Annotated in this window: 22 protein-coding genes; 5 read left to right on the forward strand and 17 right to left on the reverse strand. The window is 63.3% G+C overall.

All coding sequences use genetic code 11. The annotated features are described in order from the left end of the window. Window positions 1-114: 114 nt before the first annotated feature. The 11 genes from BMX85_RS03515 to BMX85_RS03565 all read right to left on the reverse strand — a co-directional run bounded on the left by BMX85_RS03515 (window position 115) and on the right by BMX85_RS03565 (window position 8528). Complete coding sequence (locus BMX85_RS03515) at window positions 115-450, reverse strand: sigma-E factor negative regulatory protein (RefSeq protein ID WP_090314282.1); 336 nt, start codon at window positions 448-450, stop codon at window positions 115-117. Between the two features lie 90 nt (window positions 451-540). Next, entirely contained in the window at window positions 541-1143 is a 603-nt protein-coding gene (gene rpoE, locus BMX85_RS03520) for an RNA polymerase sigma factor RpoE (protein ID WP_090314283.1), read from the reverse strand. Window positions 1144-1222: 79 nt separating this feature from the next. After that, window positions 1223-1771, reverse strand: coding sequence for a hypothetical protein (locus tag BMX85_RS03525; protein WP_143067891.1), 549 nt, complete (start codon window positions 1769-1771; stop codon window positions 1223-1225). 52 nt (window positions 1772-1823) lie between these two features. Continuing rightward, on the reverse strand, window positions 1824-3071 hold the full coding sequence (fabF, locus tag BMX85_RS03530; RefSeq protein WP_090314285.1) for a beta-ketoacyl-ACP synthase II: 1248 nt from the start codon (window positions 3069-3071) through the stop codon (window positions 1824-1826). A 31-nt stretch (window positions 3072-3102) separates the two neighbouring features. Continuing rightward, window positions 3103-3342 carry an acyl carrier protein gene (gene acpP / locus BMX85_RS03535; protein WP_008449912.1) on the reverse strand — a complete coding sequence of 80 codons (240 nt, stop codon included), beginning with the start codon at window positions 3340-3342 and terminating at the stop codon, window positions 3103-3105. Between the two features lie 154 nt (window positions 3343-3496). Next, complete coding sequence (fabG, locus tag BMX85_RS03540; protein ID WP_090314286.1) at window positions 3497-4243, reverse strand: 3-oxoacyl-ACP reductase FabG; 747 nt, start codon at window positions 4241-4243, stop codon at window positions 3497-3499. Between the two features lie 59 nt (window positions 4244-4302). Next, the gene (fabD, locus tag BMX85_RS03545; RefSeq protein ID WP_090314287.1) at window positions 4303-5244 is read right to left on the reverse strand and encodes an ACP S-malonyltransferase; all 942 of its coding nucleotides are present in this window, start codon (window positions 5242-5244) and stop codon (window positions 4303-4305) included. Between the two features lie 129 nt (window positions 5245-5373). Then, window positions 5374-6378 (reverse strand): beta-ketoacyl-ACP synthase III, encoded by a 1005-nt coding sequence (locus BMX85_RS03550; protein ID WP_090314288.1) that lies wholly within the window; start codon window positions 6376-6378, stop codon window positions 5374-5376. Between the two features lie 15 nt (window positions 6379-6393). Continuing rightward, entirely contained in the window at window positions 6394-7455 is a 1062-nt protein-coding gene (gene plsX, locus BMX85_RS03555) for a phosphate acyltransferase PlsX (RefSeq protein ID WP_090314289.1), read from the reverse strand. A 186-nt stretch (window positions 7456-7641) separates the two neighbouring features. Beyond that, window positions 7642-7824: a 50S ribosomal protein L32 gene (gene rpmF / locus BMX85_RS03560; RefSeq protein ID WP_008449924.1), complete on the reverse strand. Its 183-nt coding sequence runs from the start codon at window positions 7822-7824 to the stop codon at window positions 7642-7644. 206 nt (window positions 7825-8030) lie between these two features. Then, window positions 8031-8528 carry a YceD family protein gene (locus BMX85_RS03565; protein ID WP_090314290.1) on the reverse strand — a complete coding sequence of 166 codons (498 nt, stop codon included), beginning with the start codon at window positions 8526-8528 and terminating at the stop codon, window positions 8031-8033. A 136-nt stretch (window positions 8529-8664) separates the two neighbouring features. Here BMX85_RS03565 and BMX85_RS03570 point away from each other — a divergent pair, with 136 nt between their 5' ends. Continuing rightward, window positions 8665-9294, forward strand: a complete 630-nt coding sequence (locus BMX85_RS03570) for a Maf-like protein (protein WP_090314291.1) — start codon at window positions 8665-8667, stop codon at window positions 9292-9294. 6 nt (window positions 9295-9300) lie between these two features. Further along, window positions 9301-10026 (forward strand): SAM-dependent methyltransferase, encoded by a 726-nt coding sequence (locus BMX85_RS03575; RefSeq protein WP_090314292.1) that lies wholly within the window; start codon window positions 9301-9303, stop codon window positions 10024-10026. A 124-nt stretch (window positions 10027-10150) separates the two neighbouring features. Here the strand turns inward: BMX85_RS03575 and BMX85_RS31290 are convergent, their stop codons facing one another. The 3 genes from BMX85_RS31290 to BMX85_RS03585 all read right to left on the reverse strand — a co-directional run bounded on the left by BMX85_RS31290 (window position 10151) and on the right by BMX85_RS03585 (window position 12636). Beyond that, window positions 10151-10285, reverse strand: coding sequence for a hypothetical protein (locus BMX85_RS31290; protein WP_255372368.1), 135 nt, complete (start codon window positions 10283-10285; stop codon window positions 10151-10153). 54 nt (window positions 10286-10339) lie between these two features. Continuing rightward, window positions 10340-11608: an EAL and HDOD domain-containing protein gene (locus BMX85_RS03580; RefSeq protein WP_090314293.1), complete on the reverse strand. Its 1269-nt coding sequence runs from the start codon at window positions 11606-11608 to the stop codon at window positions 10340-10342. Window positions 11609-11706: 98 nt separating this feature from the next. Next, window positions 11707-12636 (reverse strand): 23S rRNA (adenine(2030)-N(6))-methyltransferase RlmJ, encoded by a 930-nt coding sequence (locus BMX85_RS03585; protein WP_090314294.1) that lies wholly within the window; start codon window positions 12634-12636, stop codon window positions 11707-11709. A 173-nt stretch (window positions 12637-12809) separates the two neighbouring features. Here BMX85_RS03585 and BMX85_RS03590 point away from each other — a divergent pair, with 173 nt between their 5' ends. Together BMX85_RS03590 and BMX85_RS03595 are read left to right on the forward strand one after the other, a co-directional pair. Next, window positions 12810-13067 (forward strand): hypothetical protein, encoded by a 258-nt coding sequence (locus tag BMX85_RS03590; protein ID WP_090314295.1) that lies wholly within the window; start codon window positions 12810-12812, stop codon window positions 13065-13067. After that, on the forward strand, window positions 13064-13300 hold the full coding sequence (locus BMX85_RS03595; protein WP_090314296.1) for a hypothetical protein: 237 nt from the start codon (window positions 13064-13066) through the stop codon (window positions 13298-13300). The genes BMX85_RS03590 and BMX85_RS03595 overlap by 4 nt, the downstream gene beginning before the upstream one ends. A gap of 65 nt (window positions 13301-13365) precedes the next feature. Here the strand turns inward: BMX85_RS03595 and rraA are convergent, their stop codons facing one another. Next, window positions 13366-13860 (reverse strand): ribonuclease E activity regulator RraA, encoded by a 495-nt coding sequence (rraA, locus tag BMX85_RS03600; RefSeq protein WP_090314297.1) that lies wholly within the window; start codon window positions 13858-13860, stop codon window positions 13366-13368. 37 nt (window positions 13861-13897) lie between these two features. Continuing rightward, complete coding sequence (locus tag BMX85_RS03605; RefSeq protein WP_090314298.1) at window positions 13898-15124, reverse strand: MFS transporter; 1227 nt, start codon at window positions 15122-15124, stop codon at window positions 13898-13900. A 114-nt stretch (window positions 15125-15238) separates the two neighbouring features. Here BMX85_RS03605 and BMX85_RS03610 point away from each other — a divergent pair, with 114 nt between their 5' ends. Further along, the gene (locus BMX85_RS03610; protein WP_090314299.1) at window positions 15239-16030 is read left to right on the forward strand and encodes an AraC family transcriptional regulator; all 792 of its coding nucleotides are present in this window, start codon (window positions 15239-15241) and stop codon (window positions 16028-16030) included. Between the two features lie 21 nt (window positions 16031-16051). Here the strand turns inward: BMX85_RS03610 and clpB are convergent, their stop codons facing one another. Next, on the reverse strand, window positions 16052-18652 hold the full coding sequence (gene clpB, locus BMX85_RS03615; protein ID WP_090314300.1) for an ATP-dependent chaperone ClpB: 2601 nt from the start codon (window positions 18650-18652) through the stop codon (window positions 16052-16054). Between the last annotated feature and the right edge of the window lie 83 nt (window positions 18653-18735).

Raw genomic sequence — 18735 nt, forward strand, 5'->3', positions numbered from 1 at the left:
TACATGGTAAGCGAAAAGTCGCCCGCCAGCTTGCGCAAAGTTATTATAAGAGTATGTGAAGGCCGCTGGCTTAAGGCAGAATTACGGCGGCGTTACGGCGGCGTTACGGCGGCGCTAGGGCAAGATCACGTCGGCCCGGGACTCGGGGAAGTCCTCCGGCGGCGGCGCGTCGAACGGCGGCGCGGCCGGATCGCCGGCGCCGGGCGTGAACGGGGACAGTTCGTGGGCCGGCTCGGCGTCCAGACGCTGCGCCAGCGCCGCGCCGAAGCCGTCGCTGAGGATGCCGTCGGCCTCGTCGCGCAGCGCGTCGCCGATCAGGTGGTAAGCGCGCCAGGCCGCCTGCCCGTCCGCAGTGTCGAGGGCGGCGAATGCCAGCTCCCGTTCGCTGTGCGGCAGTTCACCATCGGCCAGCGCCGAGATGTTTTCGTGCAGTCTTTTCTGGGTATCCATCGCGTATCCCGCCATCTTAAAACACGTCCACCTAAGTGCCGCCTAGTCGACACTTTCCGGACGCCAACAACAATTGCCATCATTACTGCCTTACCAGCGCTTGTCAATCGGCATGTCCAGTAAAGGCTTCAATTTTTCAGCGATGACTTCGCGGGCACGGAATATGCGACTGCGGACGGTGCCGATGGGACAGGCCATGATGTCTGAAATCTCCTCATAGCTCAATCCCTCGATCTCGCGCAACGCGATCGCGGTCCGCAAGTCCACAGGCAGGGCATCCATCGCCGCATTGACCGTCTGCGCGATCTGCTTGCTTGCCAGCATGGATTCCGGCGTATTAATGTCTCGTAAATGCTCTCCATCGTTAAAGGCTTCCGCTTGTTCCGCGTCCGCTTCGGTCGACGTGGGCGTGCGGCGGCCCTGCGTCGCCAGGAAGTTCTTGGCGGTATTGATGCCGATGCGGTACAGCCACGTGTAGAAGGCGGAGTCGCCGCGAAAATGCCGCAGCGCCCGGTACGCCTTGATAAACGTCTCTTGTACCACATCTTCGGCCTCGGCCGGGTCGTGCACGATACGCGACAGCAAGCGCATCAGGCGGCGTTGATACTTCGCCACCAGCATGTCAAACGCCTGCTTGTCACCGGTCCGGACCCGGTCGACCAGCATCTGGTCACACTCACGTTCTGTCGTCACTCCTGCATTCCTCAGTGGCCTGCAGCATCGCCAAATCGTATAGTCATATATGCTATAGAGTTAGCCCGCTGCAAGAAGTTCACAGTGTTGGCGTTTTTATTTCAGTGCGTCCAGCAACGGAACGGCACGCCAGCGACAGCGCACGCAGCTCGGGCCGCGTGACACCGTCGGGCAGCACCAGCACCCACCGCACCCTGCCGTCGTCGCCACCCAGGCGCAACAACAGGATGCGCGGCCACAAGGTCGACCCGTCCAGCAGGCGCAGGACCGTCCCTGGTTCTTGGTATACCGCCAGCCGCAACCTGCCGACACCGGATATATCAAGCTGCAGCGCGAAACCGCAGGGACGCCCCATCACCCAGCCGAACACGCCGGCCAACACACACAGTAGCGGCGCCAGCACGCCCGGACAAACGGCGCCCGACATCGTCACGCAACTACACAGCCCGGCATGCAAAAGACGCAGGCCAGCCGAGGGGCGAACGATGACGGACACCGCAATCGACATGACGGCAGCACCACAAAACGCGTACACAAAAAATAGGGGGAAACAACACAGCTTGGAAGCGCCAGCGCAAGGCTGGGCAATTCTGGCGCTGGCGAATGCCAGCGCCGAATCCTCGCTCACTTTGGTTGGACCAGGTGAGCCCGGATTTAGTTCAACGCGAAGTCAAACTTTTTTACATTTTACCGAACAGCAGGCTGCCGTTGGTGCCGCCGAAGCCGAACGAGTTCTTCAGCGCGTACTCGATCTTCATCGGACGGGCGACATTGGCGCAGAAGTCCAGGTCGCAGGCGGGGTCCTGGTTGAAGATGTTGATGGTCGGCGGCGACACCTGATGGTGGACCGCCAGCACCGTAAACACCGCTTCCAGACCGCCGGCGCCGCCCAGCAGGTGGCCGGTCAACGACTTGGTCGAGTTGACCACCAGCTTTTTGGCGTGCTCGCCGAAGGTGCGCTTGATGCCCTGCACCTCGGCCACGTCGCCCTGCGGCGTCGAGGTGCCGTGCGCGTTCACGTACTGCACCTGGTCGGGATTGACACCGGCGTTGCGCAACGCCGCTTGCGCCGACTTGCTGCCGCCGGCGCCGTCTTCCAACGGCGAGGTCATGTGATACGCGTCGGCGCTCATGCCAAAGCCGTGCAGTTCGGCGTAGATCGTCGCGCCGCGCGCCTTGGCGTGCTCGTACTCTTCGAGCACCATCACGCCGGCGCCCTCGCCGAGCACGAAACCGTCGCGGTCCGCGTCCCATGGGCGCGACGCGGTGGCCGGATCGTCGTTGCGCGACGACAGCGCCTTGGCCGAGGCGAAACCGCCCAGGCCCAGCGGCGAAATGGTCGATTCCGCGCCGCCGGCCACCATCACGTCGGCATCGCCGTACTCGATCAGCCGAGCGGCGGCGCCGATGCAGTGCAGGCCGGTGGTGCAGGCCGTCACGATCGACAGGTTAGGGCCACGCATGCCATACTTGATCGACAGGTTGCCGGAGATCATGTTGATGATCGAGGCCGGCACGAAGAACGGCGAGATACGGCGCGGACCGCGCTTGTCGTAGTCTTCCTTCTGCTCTTCGATCATCGGCAGGCCGCCGATGCCGGAACCGATGATGACGCCGATGCGATCGGCGTTCTCTTCGGTCACGACCACGCCGGAATCCTGCACGGCCTGGATGCCGGCCGCCATGCCGTAATGGATGAATGTATCCATATGGCGGGCTTCCTTGGCCGAGATGTAGTCCTCGATGTTGAAGCCTTTGACTTCACCGGCAAAACGGGTACTGAAAGCTTGCGCGTCAAACTTGGTGATGGTGGCAATACCGGATTTGCCTTCCAGCGCCGCCGCCCACGTGTCGGCAACGTTGTTGCCGATCGGGGAAACGGCGCCCAGGCCGGTAATGACAACACGACGGTTTTTAGAACCTCTCAAGCGATTCTCCTAAAGTCGATCGGGCGGTAAATCAGGCCTTGACGTGTGCAGTAGCGTAGTCGATCGCTTGCTGAACGGTCGTGATCTTTTCTGCCTGTTCGTCAGGGATTTCCATTTCGAATTCGTCTTCCAGGGCCATCACCAGCTCGACGGTGTCCAGCGAGTCAGCGCCCAGGTCGTCGACGAACGAGGATTCGATCTTGATGTCTGCTTCGGCGACGCCCAGTTGCTCAGCGACGATTTTCTTAACGCGTTGTTCGATATCCGACATGTTATGGCTCCATTTGTTTGTTACGGAAAGCGCGCATTTTATCAGGTTTGCGCACTGAAAAACTAATTTCGATGTCTGCCGCTAATTTACTGCAAACTCTTTCGAAATCACTGGTAAAAGACGGGAATCGGCGCTTTATTCACGCCGAAAACCGTCAATTCATATACATACCGCCGTTCACGTGCAAGGTGGTACCGGTGATATAGGCCGCTTGCGGCGACGCCAGGAAGGCCACCGCCGCGGCGATATCCTCCGGCTTGCCCAGGCGCGCCAGCGGAATCTGCGTCAGCAGCGCCGCGTGTTGCTCTTCGCCCAGGGCCTTGGTCATGTCGGTGTCGATGAAGCCCGGCGCCACACTGTTGACGGTGATATTGCGGCTGCCGATCTCGCGCGCCAGCGCGCGGCCCATGCCCTCGACGCCGGCCTTGGCGGCGGCATAGTTCATCTGGCCCGGATTGCCCGACGACGCCACCACCGAAGTGATGTTAATAATACGCCCAGTCTTCGCTTTCATCATGCCGCGCAGTACCGCGCGCGACAAACGGCCGACCGAACTGAGGTTGGTGGCGATGACGCTGTCCCATTCCTCGTCCTTCATGCGCATGGCCAGCTGGTCCTGCGTGATGCCGGCGTTGTTGACCAGGATGCCGACGGCGCCGAAGGTTTTGCCGATCTCGTCGATGACGGCCGCGCAGCGCGCGGCGTCGGTGACGTTCAGGACCATGCCCTTGCCCGCCTCGGCGCCGAACTCGGCCAGGTAGGCGCTGATCGCCTCGGCGCCCGCCTCGGTGGTGGCGGTGCCGATCACGCGCGCGCCCTGGCGGGCCAGTTCTTGCGCGATGGCCTTGCCGATCCCGCGCGACGCGCCGGTGACCAGCGCGACTTGATTTGCTAAATTCATGGTTGTCCTTCTACGTAAATAACGAGTGTGCCTGAAGTTCTTTGATTTGCCTCTGCCGCCTACTTGAGCGAGGTCAAAATACGGTCCAGCGACGCCTGGTCGGTGATGGCGTCGCCCAGCAGCGTGGCGTCGATGCGCTTGGTCAAGCCCATCAGCACCTTGCCGGGGCCGCACTCGACCACCTGGGTGATGCCCTCGGCGGCGACTTGCTGCATCGTCTCGACCCAGCGCACCGGCGCGGCGGCCTGGCGCACCAGCGCGTCCTTGATGGCGGCCGGATCGTTGAGCACGGCGACGTCGACGTTGTTGATCAGCGCGATTTGCGGCGCCGAGAAGTTCAGCTCGGCCATGTAGTCGCGCAGCCGGTCCGACGCCGGCTTGAGCAGCGACGAGTGGAATGGCGCCGACACCGGCAGCTTCATGGCGCGCTTGGCGCCCTTGGCCTTGGCGATTTCGCAGGCGCGCTCGACGGCGGCGGTTTCGCCGGCGATGACCACCTGGGCCGGCGCGTTGAAGTTGACCGCCTCGACCACCGAACCCGGCGTGGCGGCGACCGCCTCGGCGCAGGCGGCGCGCACGTCGTCGTCCGACAGGCCCAGCACCACGGCCATCGTGCCCTGCCCGACCGGCACGGCTTCCTGCATCGCTTGCGCGCGGAAGCGCACCAGCGGCACCGCGTCCTTGAAGGCGATCACGCCGGCGGCGACCAGCGCCGAGTACTCACCGAGGCTGTGGCCGGCGACGATGGACGGCACCGGCCCGCCGGCGGCGATCCACGCGCGGTAGGTGGCGACGGCGGCGGTCAGCATGACCGGCTGCGTGTTGGTGGTCAGGTCCAGCTCTTCCTTGGGACCTTCGGCCATCAGCTTGCCCAGGTCGAAGTTGAGCGCGTCCGACGCCTCGGCGATGGTCTGCGCCACCACCGGGTTGCCGGCGAAGCCGTCCATCATCGCGATCGCCTGCGAACCCTGGCCTGGAAATACAAAAGCAAATTTAGTCATTACGTCATCCATCCGATTGATTGATCTCGCTAATTGGCCGCTACGCTAGCACGCGATGACGACCGCGCCGCTACCGTGGAGCCCGTTAGAGTTCTAATTCTAATTCACGCGCAACAGCAGCCCCGGGCCTTAGCGGGCGCCCAGGTCGTCGGTGATGCGGGCCAGCACGGCGCCCCAGGTGAAGCCGCCGCCGACGCCTTCCATCATGATGTTGTGGCCCTTCTTGACGCGGCCGTCGCGCACGGCGGCGTCCAGCGCAAGCGGAATCGACGCCGCCGACGTGTTGCCGTGCTGGTCGACGGTGACCACCATCTTCTCCAGCGGCAGCCCGAGCTTCTTGGCGGTGCTGTTCATGATGCGGATGTTGGCCTGGTGCGGAATCAGCCAGTCGATCTGGTCTTGCGCCATATTGGCTTTCTCCAGCGCCTCGTGCGCCACCTTCTCCAGCACCGACACCGCCAGCTTGAACACCGCCGGGCCGTCCATGTACAGGTAAGCCTCGCCGGCCACGGCGCCGCCGAACGAATCGGGCATGCACAGGATGCCGGAATGGCGGCCGTCCGCGTGCAGCGCGGTCGCCAGGATGCCCGGCTCTTGCGACGCGGTCAGCACCACGGCGCCGGCGCCGTCGCCGAACAGCACGCAGGTGGTGCGGTCGTTGAAATCGAGGATGCGCGAGAACACTTCCGAGCCGATCACCAGCACGTTCTTGTTCATGCCGGCGCGGATGAAGGCGTCGGCGGTCGACATGGCGTAGACGAAGCCGCTGCAAACGGCCTGCACGTCGACGGCGGCGCCGTTGTTGGTGATGCCCAGCTTTTGCTGGACGACGCAGGCGGTGCTCGGGAAGCTGCCGAAGAAATCGGGGGTCGAGCTGGCCAGCACGATCAGGTCGATATCGTTGGCTTGCAAGCCGGCCATGTCGAGCGCGCGCTGGGCGGCCTTGACGGCCAGGTCGGACGACTTCTCGCCCGGCTCGGCGAAGTGGCGCGCCGAGATGCCGCTGCGGCTGACGATCCATTCGTCCGAGGTTTCGATGCCCTTGGCGGCGAGTTGATCGGTCAGATCCTGGTTGGTGACACGCCGCTCAGGCAGATAGCTGCCGGTGCCGATAATTTTGCTGTACAAAGTCATGCCGTCTACCATCCACTAAATAGTTGAGCTTGGTACTTCCGGGGTTTCCGTGTTGCGTGGCATGAGTTCGGCGATTAACGTCGAAATGTGCGGCAACACATCATTTTTTGCAGCATCATACGCCCGCTTGATCGCCCATTCAAAAGAATATGCGTCGGCGCCGCCGTGGCTTTTGAACACCAGCCCGCGCAAACCGAGCAGGCTGGCGCCGTTATAGCGCGACGGCGACAGCCGGTTCTTGATGGCTTTCAACGCGCCGCCGCCGATCAGGGCGCTCAGCATCGTCAGCGGATTGCGTTTGAATTCGGTCTTGACGGTGTCGGCGAAGAAGCGCGCCACGCCCTCCACCGCCTTCAAGGTGACGTTGCCGACGAAGCCGTCGCAGACGACGATATCGGTGGTGCCCTTGAAGATGTCGTTGCCTTCGACGTTGCCGTAGAAGTTCAACGCGCCGCGCTCGTGGTCGGCCTGCAGCAGCTTGCTGGTGGCCTTGACGACGTCGTTGCCCTTGATGTCCTCGGTGCCGACGTTGAGCAGGCCCAGGGTCGGGCGCTCGATGTTTTCCATGGCGGAGACCAGCACCGACCCCATGATGGCGAACTGGTGCAGGTGATGCGGTTCGCAGTCGACGTTGGCGCCCAAGTCGAGCATGTAGGTCGGCCCGCCCTTTTGGTTCGGCATGATGCTGCAGATGGCCGGACGGTCGACGCCGGTCATGGTCTTGAGCACGTAGCGGGCCACGGCCATCAGCGCGCCGGTGTTGCCGGCCGAGACGCAAGCCTGGGCGCTGCCGCCCTTGACCTGCTCGATGGCCACGCGCATCGACGAATCCTTCTTGCGGCGCAAGGCCACTTCCAGCGGATCGTCCATCGTGACTTGTTCGGATGCATGCACGACGGTCAGGCGCGGATGCGCTTCGGCGTGATGTTTTTTCAATTCTGCGCGGATGACGTCTTCCAAACCGACCAGTATCAGTTCAGCCTCGGGTTCGCGTTTGACGAAGGATATAGCTGCGGGGATGGTGACCGATGGACCGTGATCTCCGCCCATGCAGTCGATAGAAATTTTGATTGTCATTGTTTTGATTCAGTACCACGCTCCAGCCCTTGTCTGGGCAAGCTGCGGCAAGCGGCGGACCACTGAAACCCAGGTCTACGCGTTTCAAAATGACGGTGTGCAAAAGAGGATTGCAGCCGATGAAAAAAGAAAAAGCGATGCTTCATAAGACAGCACCGCCTATTCCGGGTCCAGCAAAAGCGTCGATTACTCGTCGTTTTTGGTTTTCAGGACTTTACGGCCACGATAAAAGCCGTTAGGGCTGATGTGGTGACGCAGGTGGGTTTCACCGGTGGTTGGCTCGATACCCAGTTGTGGAGCTACCAGGAAATCGTGCGAACGGTGCATACCGCGCTTCGAAGGGGACTTCTTGTTCTGTTGAACGGCCATGTTAATGACTCCTAATACATAAGTTCTAAAATTTTAACACATTCGACCAGCAAATACATGCGAATCGAGTATCCTGCCGGCAAAACGGAACCGGCATAGTTAAACTGAGATTTACTACATTGCCCTACTGACTTGCCATACTCGACTACAACACGTGCGTGGCACGTACTTTCCGTACTACATATTCGGTCTTGCGGTTTTGCTGCTTATTCGGATTTGAGGCCCTTGAGGGCGTCGAACGGCGAGATCTTCTCGCTTTTTGCCTTGTCCAGCAGCGCGGAGTCGGGGCAGACATCATGTTTCGGCGTATGCGGCAGGGCCAGCAGCGCTTCGTCTTCCACCAGGTCCGCCACCGTCATGGTGCGGCTGCCGACGATCACGTCGATCGTCTCGTCGTCGATCATTTCTTCGATTTCATCGGCCTGCTGATCGTCCTTACCCAGCATCAACAACGTCGACGAATCGATGGTGTGCGCGTAGGGGGTCAGGCAGCGCTGGCAGACCAATTGCACGGTGCCGGCGACCGACAGCGTCAACTGCGGGAAGCCCATCTTGCCGGTGCCTCCTGCGACCTTCCAGGTGATGGTGCCCGAGGTATCGGCACAATCCTTGGTCAGGCGGGTCATTTCGGCAACAGGCGTCACGCCTTGCTGGCTGCCGTTGCTCCGACAGAACTCAAAAGCGTCGATGACAATAGCATTCATTACAGAAAATTCCCCGGAAAACCTGCGATAATAACAGGGTTTTCGGCATCAAGTCAAAGCCTGCGCGGCTTTTTCCTGTTTTTCGTCTTTTTCCGTCGCTGTTCAAGCCGGCGACAGAGCATATAACATTCCCCCTATGACATCAAGCGCAACCGCTCAAATCCCCGCACAACGGCTCGTTTTGGCCTCCAGTTCGGCCTATCGGAAGGAATTATTAGCACGGCTGCAACTGCCGTTCGAAGTGGCCGTGCCCGACATCGACGAGTCGCCGCTGGCCGGCGAAACGCCGAGTGCCACGGCGCTGCGGCTGGCGCGGGAAAAAGCGGCCGCCGTGGCGGCCAGGCTGCCCGGCTGCATCGTCATCGGCTCCGACCAGGTCGCCACATTGGACGGCGAACAGATCGGCAAACCGGGCGACCACGCCAACGCGCTGGCCCAGCTGCAGACGATGCGCGGGCGCGAAGTGGTGTTCCACACCGCGCTGTGCGTGTGGGACGGCCGCGCCGCGAACCAGGCCGCCGCCGCGCAGGTCGAGGACATCCGCACCATCGTCAAGTTCCGCGACCTGCCCGATGCCGAGCTGGACGCCTACCTGCGCATCGAACAGCCGTACGACTGCGCCGGCAGCGCCAAGAACGAAGCGCTGGGCATCGCCATCCTCGAACGCATCGACAGCGGCGACCCGACCGCCCTCACCGGCTTGCCTTTGATCGCGCTGACAGGCATGCTGCGCAAGATAGGCGTTTCCTTTTTCAACATCAAGTAGATTCATATGCCCGGCACCCTCTTTTTAATACCGAACACCCTGGGCGAGACCGAAGCGCTCGCCTCCGTCCTGCCCGAGCAGGTACAGCAGATCACCTCGCAGCTCGACTATTTCGTGGCGGAGAACGCCAAGACCGCGCGCGCCTTCCTCAAGCTGGTCAACGCCAACCATGCGCTGGCCAAGCCGCTGCAGGAGATCACCATCGCCGAACTGAACGTCAACACGCCGGCGGCCGCGCTGGCCGGCCTGCTGGCGCCGCTGCTGGCGGGCAGCGATGGCGGGCTGGTGTCGGAGGCCGGCGTGCCGGCGGTGGCCGACCCCGGCGCCGACCTGGTGCGGCTGGCGCATCAGCACAACATCCCGGTGCGCCCGCTGGTGGGGCCGTCGTCGCTGCTGCTGGCGGTGATGGCGAGCGGCCTCAACGGTCAGAGCTTCGCCTTCAACGGCTATCTGCCGACCGACGCCGCGCAGCGCGCCACGCGCATCAAGGAACTGGAGACGCGCTCGCGCAAGGAAAAGCAAACGCAGCTGTTTATCGAAACGCCGTACCGCAACGCCGCGATGCTGGAGGCGCTGGTGGCCGCATGCGCGCCGTCGACGTTGGTGTGCGTGGCGACGGATCTGAGCCTGGCCTCGGAAACGATCCGCACGATGACTGCGGCGCAATGGAAAAGCGCCAAAGCCCCGGATTTCCACAAGAAACCGACAGTGTTCCTGCTGCTCGCGCAATAAAAACCAGCGGGGGTCAAGTCTGACATTCGGACACGACCTCAGCTGTCACGCTGCATCGCCCTGCCCCGGCGCAGCCACGCCAACCAAAACCAGCGGGGGTCAAGTCTGACATTTGGACACGACCTCAGCTGTCACGCTGCATCGCCCTGCCCCGGCGCAGCCACGCCAACCTGCCGATCACCACGACAACCAGCCAAAACAATGTCGTCAGCACCAGTTGCGGCCACAAGACCTCATCCAGGCCGATCAACAATGCCAAGGGGTCTAGTGATCAGCCCGTGTCCGAATGCCAGACTTGACCCCGGCACCGCCGTTAAAAGCCGCGCGTGTATTCCGTCACCCATTCGATGGCGGCCAACTGGATCGCGTATAGGTCCGCCGGCCTGAGCGACATCTGGCTCAGCATCTGCGCCAACACCTGGCTGTCGCGCCCGCGCTCGATGTGTTCGATCAAACTGAGCATGCCGCCGTAATCGCCGCTGCGATGCAACAGCGCCGCCCTCACCTCGTCGAGCACGTTCACGCTGTCGAGCACGTCGCGCATCTGGATCGAGAACAAGGTGTCCATCAGCGACATCACGCCGACCGTGAACCCGATGTCGGCGCTGACCCGCTGCCCCGGCCGCAGGTGCTCGACCAGCAACTCGATCGTCTTGCCGCGCGTGGTCGCCAGTTGCAGCAGCGGCGAGGTGAATTCCTGCGCGCCCGCGCCCTTCACGTACAGCAGGATCTGCAGCCAGCGCTTGAGCTGGCGCCGGCCCAGCACCATCAGCGCGTGCCCCACCGAGTTGATGCGGTAACGGGTGCCGACCGCCGGCGTGTTCACCAGCCGCAGCAGGTTCAACGTGATCAGGGCGTCATGCTTGACGCTGCTTTCGATCTCGTGGCTGCTGGCGTCGGCGTCGAGCAGTTCCAGCAGGTGCAGCACGCTGCGCTGCGACGGCGAGATCTTCTTGCCGCTCAAGATCACCGGGCGGGCGAAATAATATCCCTGGAAATATTCGAAGCCCAGATCCATGCACTGGCGGAACTCCTCGACCGTCTCCACCTTTTCGGCCAGCAGCTTTTGCCTGGGATTTTTGAGCACGCGCGCCAGCGCCGGCAAGGTGCCGGGCTGCATGTCCTGGATGTCGACCTTGATGACGTCGCACAGCGACCGCAACTTTTGCACGTCCTCGGACGCGCCGACGACGTCGTCGAGCGCGAAGCGGAAGCCGGCCTGCTTGAGCTCGCGGATGCGGTCGAGCACGTCCGGCGTGGCTTTGACGGTTTCGAGGATTTCGAGGATGACTTTGTCGTTGGGCAGGAAGCGGATGAAATCGCTCATCAAGCCGACGCCGTCGACGTTGACGAAGGCCATCTGGTCGCCGACCACGTGGCCCATGCCCAGCTCGGCCGCGTGGGCGATCACGGTGGCCGTCGCCGCGGCCTGGTCGGTGATGTTGGCGGCATTGTTGGTGTGCGCGTCCCGAAACAGCAATTCGTAGCCGACCAGCCGCTGCCCCCGGTTAAGGATGGGCTGGCGGGCCAGAAAGAAATTGTCCGCAAGCTTGGACGGCGGCAGCTCCGGAGCTGTCATCATTCATTTCCCAATCTGCGATGGCATTATCCGGGTCGCCATCTCGGAGCGACCCGCTCATCGCCAGACTAACCCGCACCTACCGTCTTGACAACATTTTTCTATCGAGTAACAGGACGGCGCACGGCAGTGTTGCGCGTAGAGGTCGGTTTGCCGCTCTCCAGCGTGAATTTGGCGCCGCCGTCCTTGGCCAGCGCCTTGACCAGCCACGGCATCACTTCCTTGAGCATCGGCTCGAGCGTGTACGGCGGGTTCAGGATGAACATGCCGCTGCTGTGCAGGCCGAAGCCGTCCGGCATCGGCGTGTGCGTGGTCAGCACGACGTTGAGCCAGTCGCTGCATGGCAACTGCTTGAGCTTGTCGGCGAACTGGCGCGATTCCATACGTTGCAGCAGCGGATACCAGACCGCGTAGGTGCCGGTCGGGAACCGGCCCAGCGCCTCGGCCAGGGTGTCCTTGACCTTTTTGTAGTCCATCTTGTCTTCGTACGGCGGGTCGATCAGCACCAGCGCGCGGCGCGAAGGCGGCGGCAGCAGCGCCTTGAGCGCCTGGAAGCCGTCGCCACGGGTGACCAGCACGCGCTTGCCGCGCGTGGTCGGACGGATGCCCTGCTGGGCGGCGTGCTCGTCGAGCTTGCGGAAATTGTCGGCCAGCAGTTTCGAATCGGCCGGGTGCAGCTCGAACAGGCGCAGGCGGTCCTGCTCGCGCGCGACCTGGTCGGCGATGTACGGCGAACCCGGGTAGTAGCGCATCTTGCCGCTCGGGTTCATGGCCTTGATCAGGTCGACGTATTCCTTGATCGGCGCCGGCAGGTCGGTGCGCTCCCACAGCGGGCCGATGCCGGTGTCGTATTCGGCGTTCTTGGAGGCGAAGGCGCTGTCGAGCGCGTAGACGCCGGCGCCGGAGTGCGTATCGATGTAGCTGTACGCGGTATCTTTCTGGTTCAGATACTGCATCAGCTGGATGGTCACGAAATGCTTCAATACGTCGGCGTGATTGCCAGCGTGAAAGCCGTGGCGGTAACTCAACATAGCTTGGTGCTTCCTAATAAATGGTGCGTCGCAATCCCGCATTATCCACTAGAAAGCACCGGCGGACAAAAAAGGCCCCGCATCGTTTGCATCAAAGCGGGCGCGGGCGCGGTGACTAAGATGAAGTGGCCGCGCGGGCATTCGCCGGTGCGACGCATTTTTTGGAGGAGATTATGGCATTCAACAATGTAGGCCCGCTGACCTTCCTGGCGCCCGGTGCAACGGCGTTCTGGAGCTACAGCTACCCGGGCGACCGCGGCACGCAGTTCGCGTCGGCCGATGTCAAAGCACCCAACCAGGGTGCGGTCCACGTCGCCGACGAGCAGGCCAAGCGCAAGGAAAACAACGGCAACGCCACTTATTTCGTGCAGATCCACAACCGCGGCATCGGTGGCGCCTTTCACAACTTACAAGGCGGAGGCGTGGTATGAAAATGACCATCATCACCGACGACCAAGGGAACATTCTTGGTGCCGTGCAGGGTCACTCCCTGTCGGGGAAACAAGGCGAGGTCGAGGCTAGCGTCTCGTTCGCGGAGGGCTATCAGACCCACCTGATGGAGGTGGACGACGACATGGGCGCCGTCGACGACGCCACGGTTTTCCAGCAGCGTCTGCGCCAGCATCTGGACCAGCACATGCAAAAGGCCCATCCCAAGGCCTGAGCGCGTGCAAAACCAAGCCCCGACCGGGGCTTTTTTTCCACCGGTGCCTAGCCTGGCGCCCCGGTTCAGGCCAGCTTCTGTTGCGCCACCAAAATGCCGTCGGCATCGGCATAAATCCAGTCGCCCGGATTGACCGCGACGCCGGCGATGTGGACGCGCAGGTTGCGCTCGCCGGCGCCCTTCTTGGCGCTCTTTTGCGGATGGGCGCCGAGCGCGCGCACGCCGATCTCGCAGGCATTGATTTCGTCCGTGTCGCGGATGCAGCCGTCGACAATGATGCCGGCCCAGCCGTTATCCTGCGCCAGCAAGCCCAGTTGTCCGCCGACCAGCGCCCGCCGCAGGCTGCCGCCGCCGTCGATCACCAGCACGTTGCCGTCGCCTTGCGTCTCGAGCACCGCGCGCACCAGCGCGTTATCCTCGTGCACCTTCAAGGTGGTGACGCGCCCGGAAAAGCGCACATGCTTGCCGAAGTGCCGGAACACCGGCGGCAGCACGGCGAGCCGCCCGTCCTCCAGCAGATTGGGATGGTCGTCGCACAAATCGGTGGTGGCAAAGCTCATCGTCTTACCTCGCGGCGGAATGGGGATGAAGCCAATTCTATGCTGTTTTGGGGACGCCGGCCACGCGGCTGTTGTTGCCGACGCCGATGGTGGTGACGATCACCAGCGCCTGGAACACGCCGATGAAGACGAACACGCCGGCCGGATGATTGGCGTCCATCAGCGCCCCGAACAGCAACGGGCCGAGCGCCAGGCCGCTGTCCAGCCCCGAATAGACGACGCCGAACACGCGTCCGGTGGCGTTGGCCGGCGCCGCGCCGCGGATCATCAGATCGCGCGACGGCCCGGCGATGCCGGTGACCAGCCCGATCATCCCCATCAGCACGATGGCCATCCACGCCGGCACCACGGCGGCGGCGAGCACCAGCGCCAGCACGGCCGCGCTGGCGAAGGCCAGCATGATGATGCGGTCGTGGTGGCGGCTGCCGGCGCCCAGGAAGCCGCCGTACAGCATGCCGACCGCCGACGCGAACATGAAGCAGGTGTAGGCCGACGTCGCCCATTGCAGCGACATGCCGTACAGGCTCACCAGGCTGGTGGCGGCGAAGGTCTGGATGCCGGCCAGCGCGACGGCCGAGATCAGGAAGAAGCCAAAGCACATCCACACCACCTTGAGTCGCAGGAAATCGAGCGCGCCGGCGGGCGCCGGTGCGCCGGCCGGCGTGGCGGCCGGCGCGGCGACCGCTTCCGGCCGCAGCGCGTGGCGGTTCCACAGCAGCACCGCCAGCACCGTCAGCGGCAGCAGCGCGGCGCCCAACAACGCGGTGCGCCAGTCGGTGCGCGCGGCGGCGAAAGTCAGGAACAGCGGCGACAAGGCCCAGCCGATATTGCCGCTGATGCCGTGCACCGAGAACCCGTGCGTCAGCCTGGCCTTGGAGACGCGCTGGTTGAGCAAGGTATAGTCGGCCGGGTGGAACACGCAGTTGCCGCAGCCGGCGACGAAGGCGCCGGCCATCAGCTGGACGTAGCTGTGCGCGCTGGCCAGCATCACCGCCGACACTCCCAGCAGCGCGATACCGGTGAACAGGACGGCGCGCGCGCCGAAGCGGTCGACCACGAAGCCGGCCATCGCCTGGCCGACGCCGGAGACGGTGAAAAAGACAGTCATCAGCAGGCCCAGTTCGGCGTAGCTGAGGTGGAATTCGGGCTTGAGCCACGGGATCAGCGCGGCCAGGATCACGTGATAGAAATGGGAGGTGCCATGGGCCAGCCCGACCAGCGTGATGACTTTGGCGTCCTGGCGCAGCAATGTGTTTGGGGTCATTCGGCCTTCCTTGTTAAGCTTTTACAAAGTTACGCGCCTAGTGTAGCAATCGGTGGAAGTCTGATTTAAGATAGGGCGACAACTTTTATCGCGATTGCGCCAAAACCGCCCCCCATGCCAATTCCCATCGTCACCCACACGCAATTCAACTGGGATTGCGACCACCCCACGCCGGAGCGTCCGCTGACGATGTCCGGCCGCGATCTGCCTGCCGATGCGCACCTGCTGTCGCACCACCATCCGTGGGGTCAATTTACCTACGCGGTGCAGGGCGTGATGCGGGTGACGGCCAACAACAGCAGCTGGATCGTGCCGCCGCAGCGGGCGATCTGGATCGCGCCGAACGTGGTGCACGCGGTCACGGTGCTCGAACCGACCCGCCTGCGGCCGCTGTGCGTGCACGCCGGCCACTCGCCGTTTGCGGGAGACGAATGCAGGGTGCTGGAGGTGTCGGGCCTGCTGCGCGAGCTGATCGCCACACTGGAGCAGCACGATCAACATGAACAATCAGGAAGGGAGCGCCTGCTGGGGGAGCTGATACTGGACGAGCTGCCGCGCTGCGCGGTGCGTCCGATCCGGGTGCCGCTGCCGGCCGATAAACGGTTGAAGTCGTTGTGCGACGCATTGATCGCCGATCCCGGCGCGGAGCTCACCTTGCAGCAGTGGGCCGGCCAGGTCGGCGCGTCGGACCGCACGTTGACGCGGCTGTTCGAGCGGGAATTGGGAATGGGTTTCGTGCAGTGGCGCCAGCAGGTCAGGCTGGCGCACGCCGCGCCGTTGATCGCGCGCGGCGTGCCGTTGTCGCAGGTGGCGGCGGAGTTGGGCTACGCCAGCCAGTCGGCGTTTTCCGCGATGTTCAAGAAGACGTTCGGCAACAGCCCGTCAGCGTTTTTCGATCAACGCTGAGCGGGCCGCCACGTCATACCATCAAGCGCGGAACAACAGCTCGCCGTTGTCGACATCGATATGGATCGTGTCCTTCGGCCCGAAACGCCCCTGCAGGATCAGCTTCGACAGCGGATTCTCGATCTGCTGCTGGATCGCGCGCTTCAGCGGCCGCGCGCCATACACCGGATCGTAGCCCGCCTCGGCGATCTTGTGCAGCGCCGCGTCGGTCATCGTCAGCGTCATTTCCATCTTGGCCAGACGCTGCTCCAGGATCGCCAGCTGGATCTTGGCGATGGCGCCGATGTTCTTCTCGTCGAGGCCATGGAACACGACGATTTCATCGATACGGTTGATGAACTCCGGCCGGAAGTGCGAGCGCACCTCCGCCATCACCGCCAGCTTGACGACGCCGGGGTCGGACTCCTCCATCGCCTGGATCTTGTGCGAGCCGAGGTTGGACGTCATGATGATGACGGTGTTCTTGAAGTCCACCGTGCGCCCCTGCCCGTCCGTCATGCGGCCGTCGTCGAGCGCCTGCAGCAGCACGTTGAACACGTCCGGATGCGCCTTCTCCACCTCGTCGAGCAGGATCACGCTGTACGGCTTGCGGCGCACCGCCTCGGTCAGGTAGCCGCCCTCGTCGTAACCCACGTAGCCCGGCGGCGCGCCGATCAGGCGGGCCACCGAATGCTTCTCCATGAATTCACTCATGTCGATGCGGATCATCGATTCCTCGGTATCGAACAGGAAGCCCGCCAGCGCCTTCGACAGCTCGGTCTTGCCGACCCCGGTCGGTCCCAGGAACATGAACGAACCATATGGACGGTTAGGATCGGACAGGCCGGCGCGCGAACGGCGGATCGCGTCCGAGACGGCGGCAATCGCCTCGTCCTGGCCGACCACGCGCTCGTGCAGCTTCTCCTCGATGTGCAGCAGCTTGTCACGCTCGCCCTGCATCATGCGCGACACCGGAATGCCGGTCGCGCGCGACACCACTTCGGCGATTTCCTCGGCGCCGACCTCGGTGCGCAGCAGCTTCTGTTTGGCCGGCGTGTTCTTTTCCAGCGACACGCCGTTGGCGGACGCCGTCTCGGCCTGCTTCAGCTCCGCCTCCAGTTGCGGCAGGCGCCCGTACTGCAGTTCCGAGACCTTCTGCCAGTTGCTCTCGCGCGTGGCCTGCTCCATCTGCAGCTTGATGCGCTCGATCTCTTCCTTGATATGGGTGCTGCCCTGCACCACCGCTTTTTCGGCCTTGAGGATCTCCTCGAAGTCGTTCAGCTCGCGCTGCAGGCGCACGATCTCTTCCTCGATCAGGTCCAGGCGGCGGCGCGAGCCCTCGTCCTTCTCCTTCTTGACGGCTTCCTTCTCGATCTTCAGCTGGATCAGGCGGCGTTCCAGCTTGTCCATCACCTCCGGCTTGGAATCGATCTCGATCTTGATCTTGGCCGCCGCCTCGTCGATCAAATCGATCGCCTTGTCGGGCAGGAAGCGGTCGGTGATGTAGCGGTGCGACAGCTCGGCCGCCGCGATGATGGCGGCGTCGGAGATGGCGACCTTGTGGTGCAGCTCATACTTGTCCTGCAAACCGCGCAGGATGGCGATGGTCGCCTCCACGGTCGGCTCGTCGACCAGGATCTTCTGGAAGCGGCGCTCGAGCGCGGCGTCCTTCTCGATGTATTTGCGGTATTCGTCGAGCGTGGTGGCGCCGACGCAATGCAGCTCGCCGCGGGCCAGCGCGGGTTTCAGCATATTGCCGGCGTCCATCGCGCCCTCGGCCTTGCCGGCGCCGACCATCGTGTGCATCTCGTCGATGAAGACGATGGTCTGCCCCTCGTCCATGGCCAGTTCCTTGAGCACGGCCTTCAGGCGTTCCTCGAACTCGCCGCGATACTTGGCGCCGGCGACCAGCGCCGCCATGTCGAGCGCCAGCACCCGCTTGCCCTTGAGCGACTCGGGCACCTCGTTGTTGACGATGCGCTGCGCCAGGCCTTCGACGATGGCGGTCTTGCCGACGCCGGGTTCACCGATCAACACCGGATTGTTCTTGCTGCGGCGCTGCAGCACCTGGATCGCGCGGCGGATTTCGTCGTCGCGGCCGATCACCGGATCGAGCTTGCCGGCGCGGGCGCGCTCGGTCAGGTCCAACGTGTATTTTTTAAGCGCCTCGCGCTGGCCCTCGGCTTCCTGCGAGTCGACCTTGGCGCCACCGCGCACGGTGTCGATGGCCGATTCCAGCGATTTGCGGGACAGGCCGTTTTCGCGCGCCAGCTTGCCGGCGTCGGACTTGTCGTCGGCCAGCGCCAGCAGCACCATCTCGCTGGAGATGAACTGGTCGACCCGCTTCTGCGACTCTTTATCGGCGAGGTTGAGCACGGAGACCAGCTCGCGGCTGGCCTGGACGTCGCCGCCGGTGCCGGACACTTTCGGCAGACGGTCGAGCGAGGCCTTGAGCGCCTTGGTCAGGCCGCCGACATTGACGCCGGCGCGTTGCAGCAGCGAGCGCGCGCTGCCGTCGTCCTGGTTCAGCAGGGCCGTCAGCAGGTGCACCGGCTCGATGTATTGGTTGTCGTTGCCCACGGCCAGACTCTGCGAGTCCGACAGGGCTTCCTGGAGTTTGGTGGTGAGTTTGTCTTGCCGCATGGAATTGCTCCGATATATTTAACTTATCAGGTAGATAGTGTTATATCGGCGGTTTTCAAGGGCGTCCGCCCCTAGCGCCGGTT

Origin of the sequence: Duganella sp. CF517, from assembly GCF_900110275.1 — a bacterium.
Lineage (GTDB): Bacteria > Pseudomonadota > Gammaproteobacteria > Burkholderiales > Burkholderiaceae_D > Rugamonas.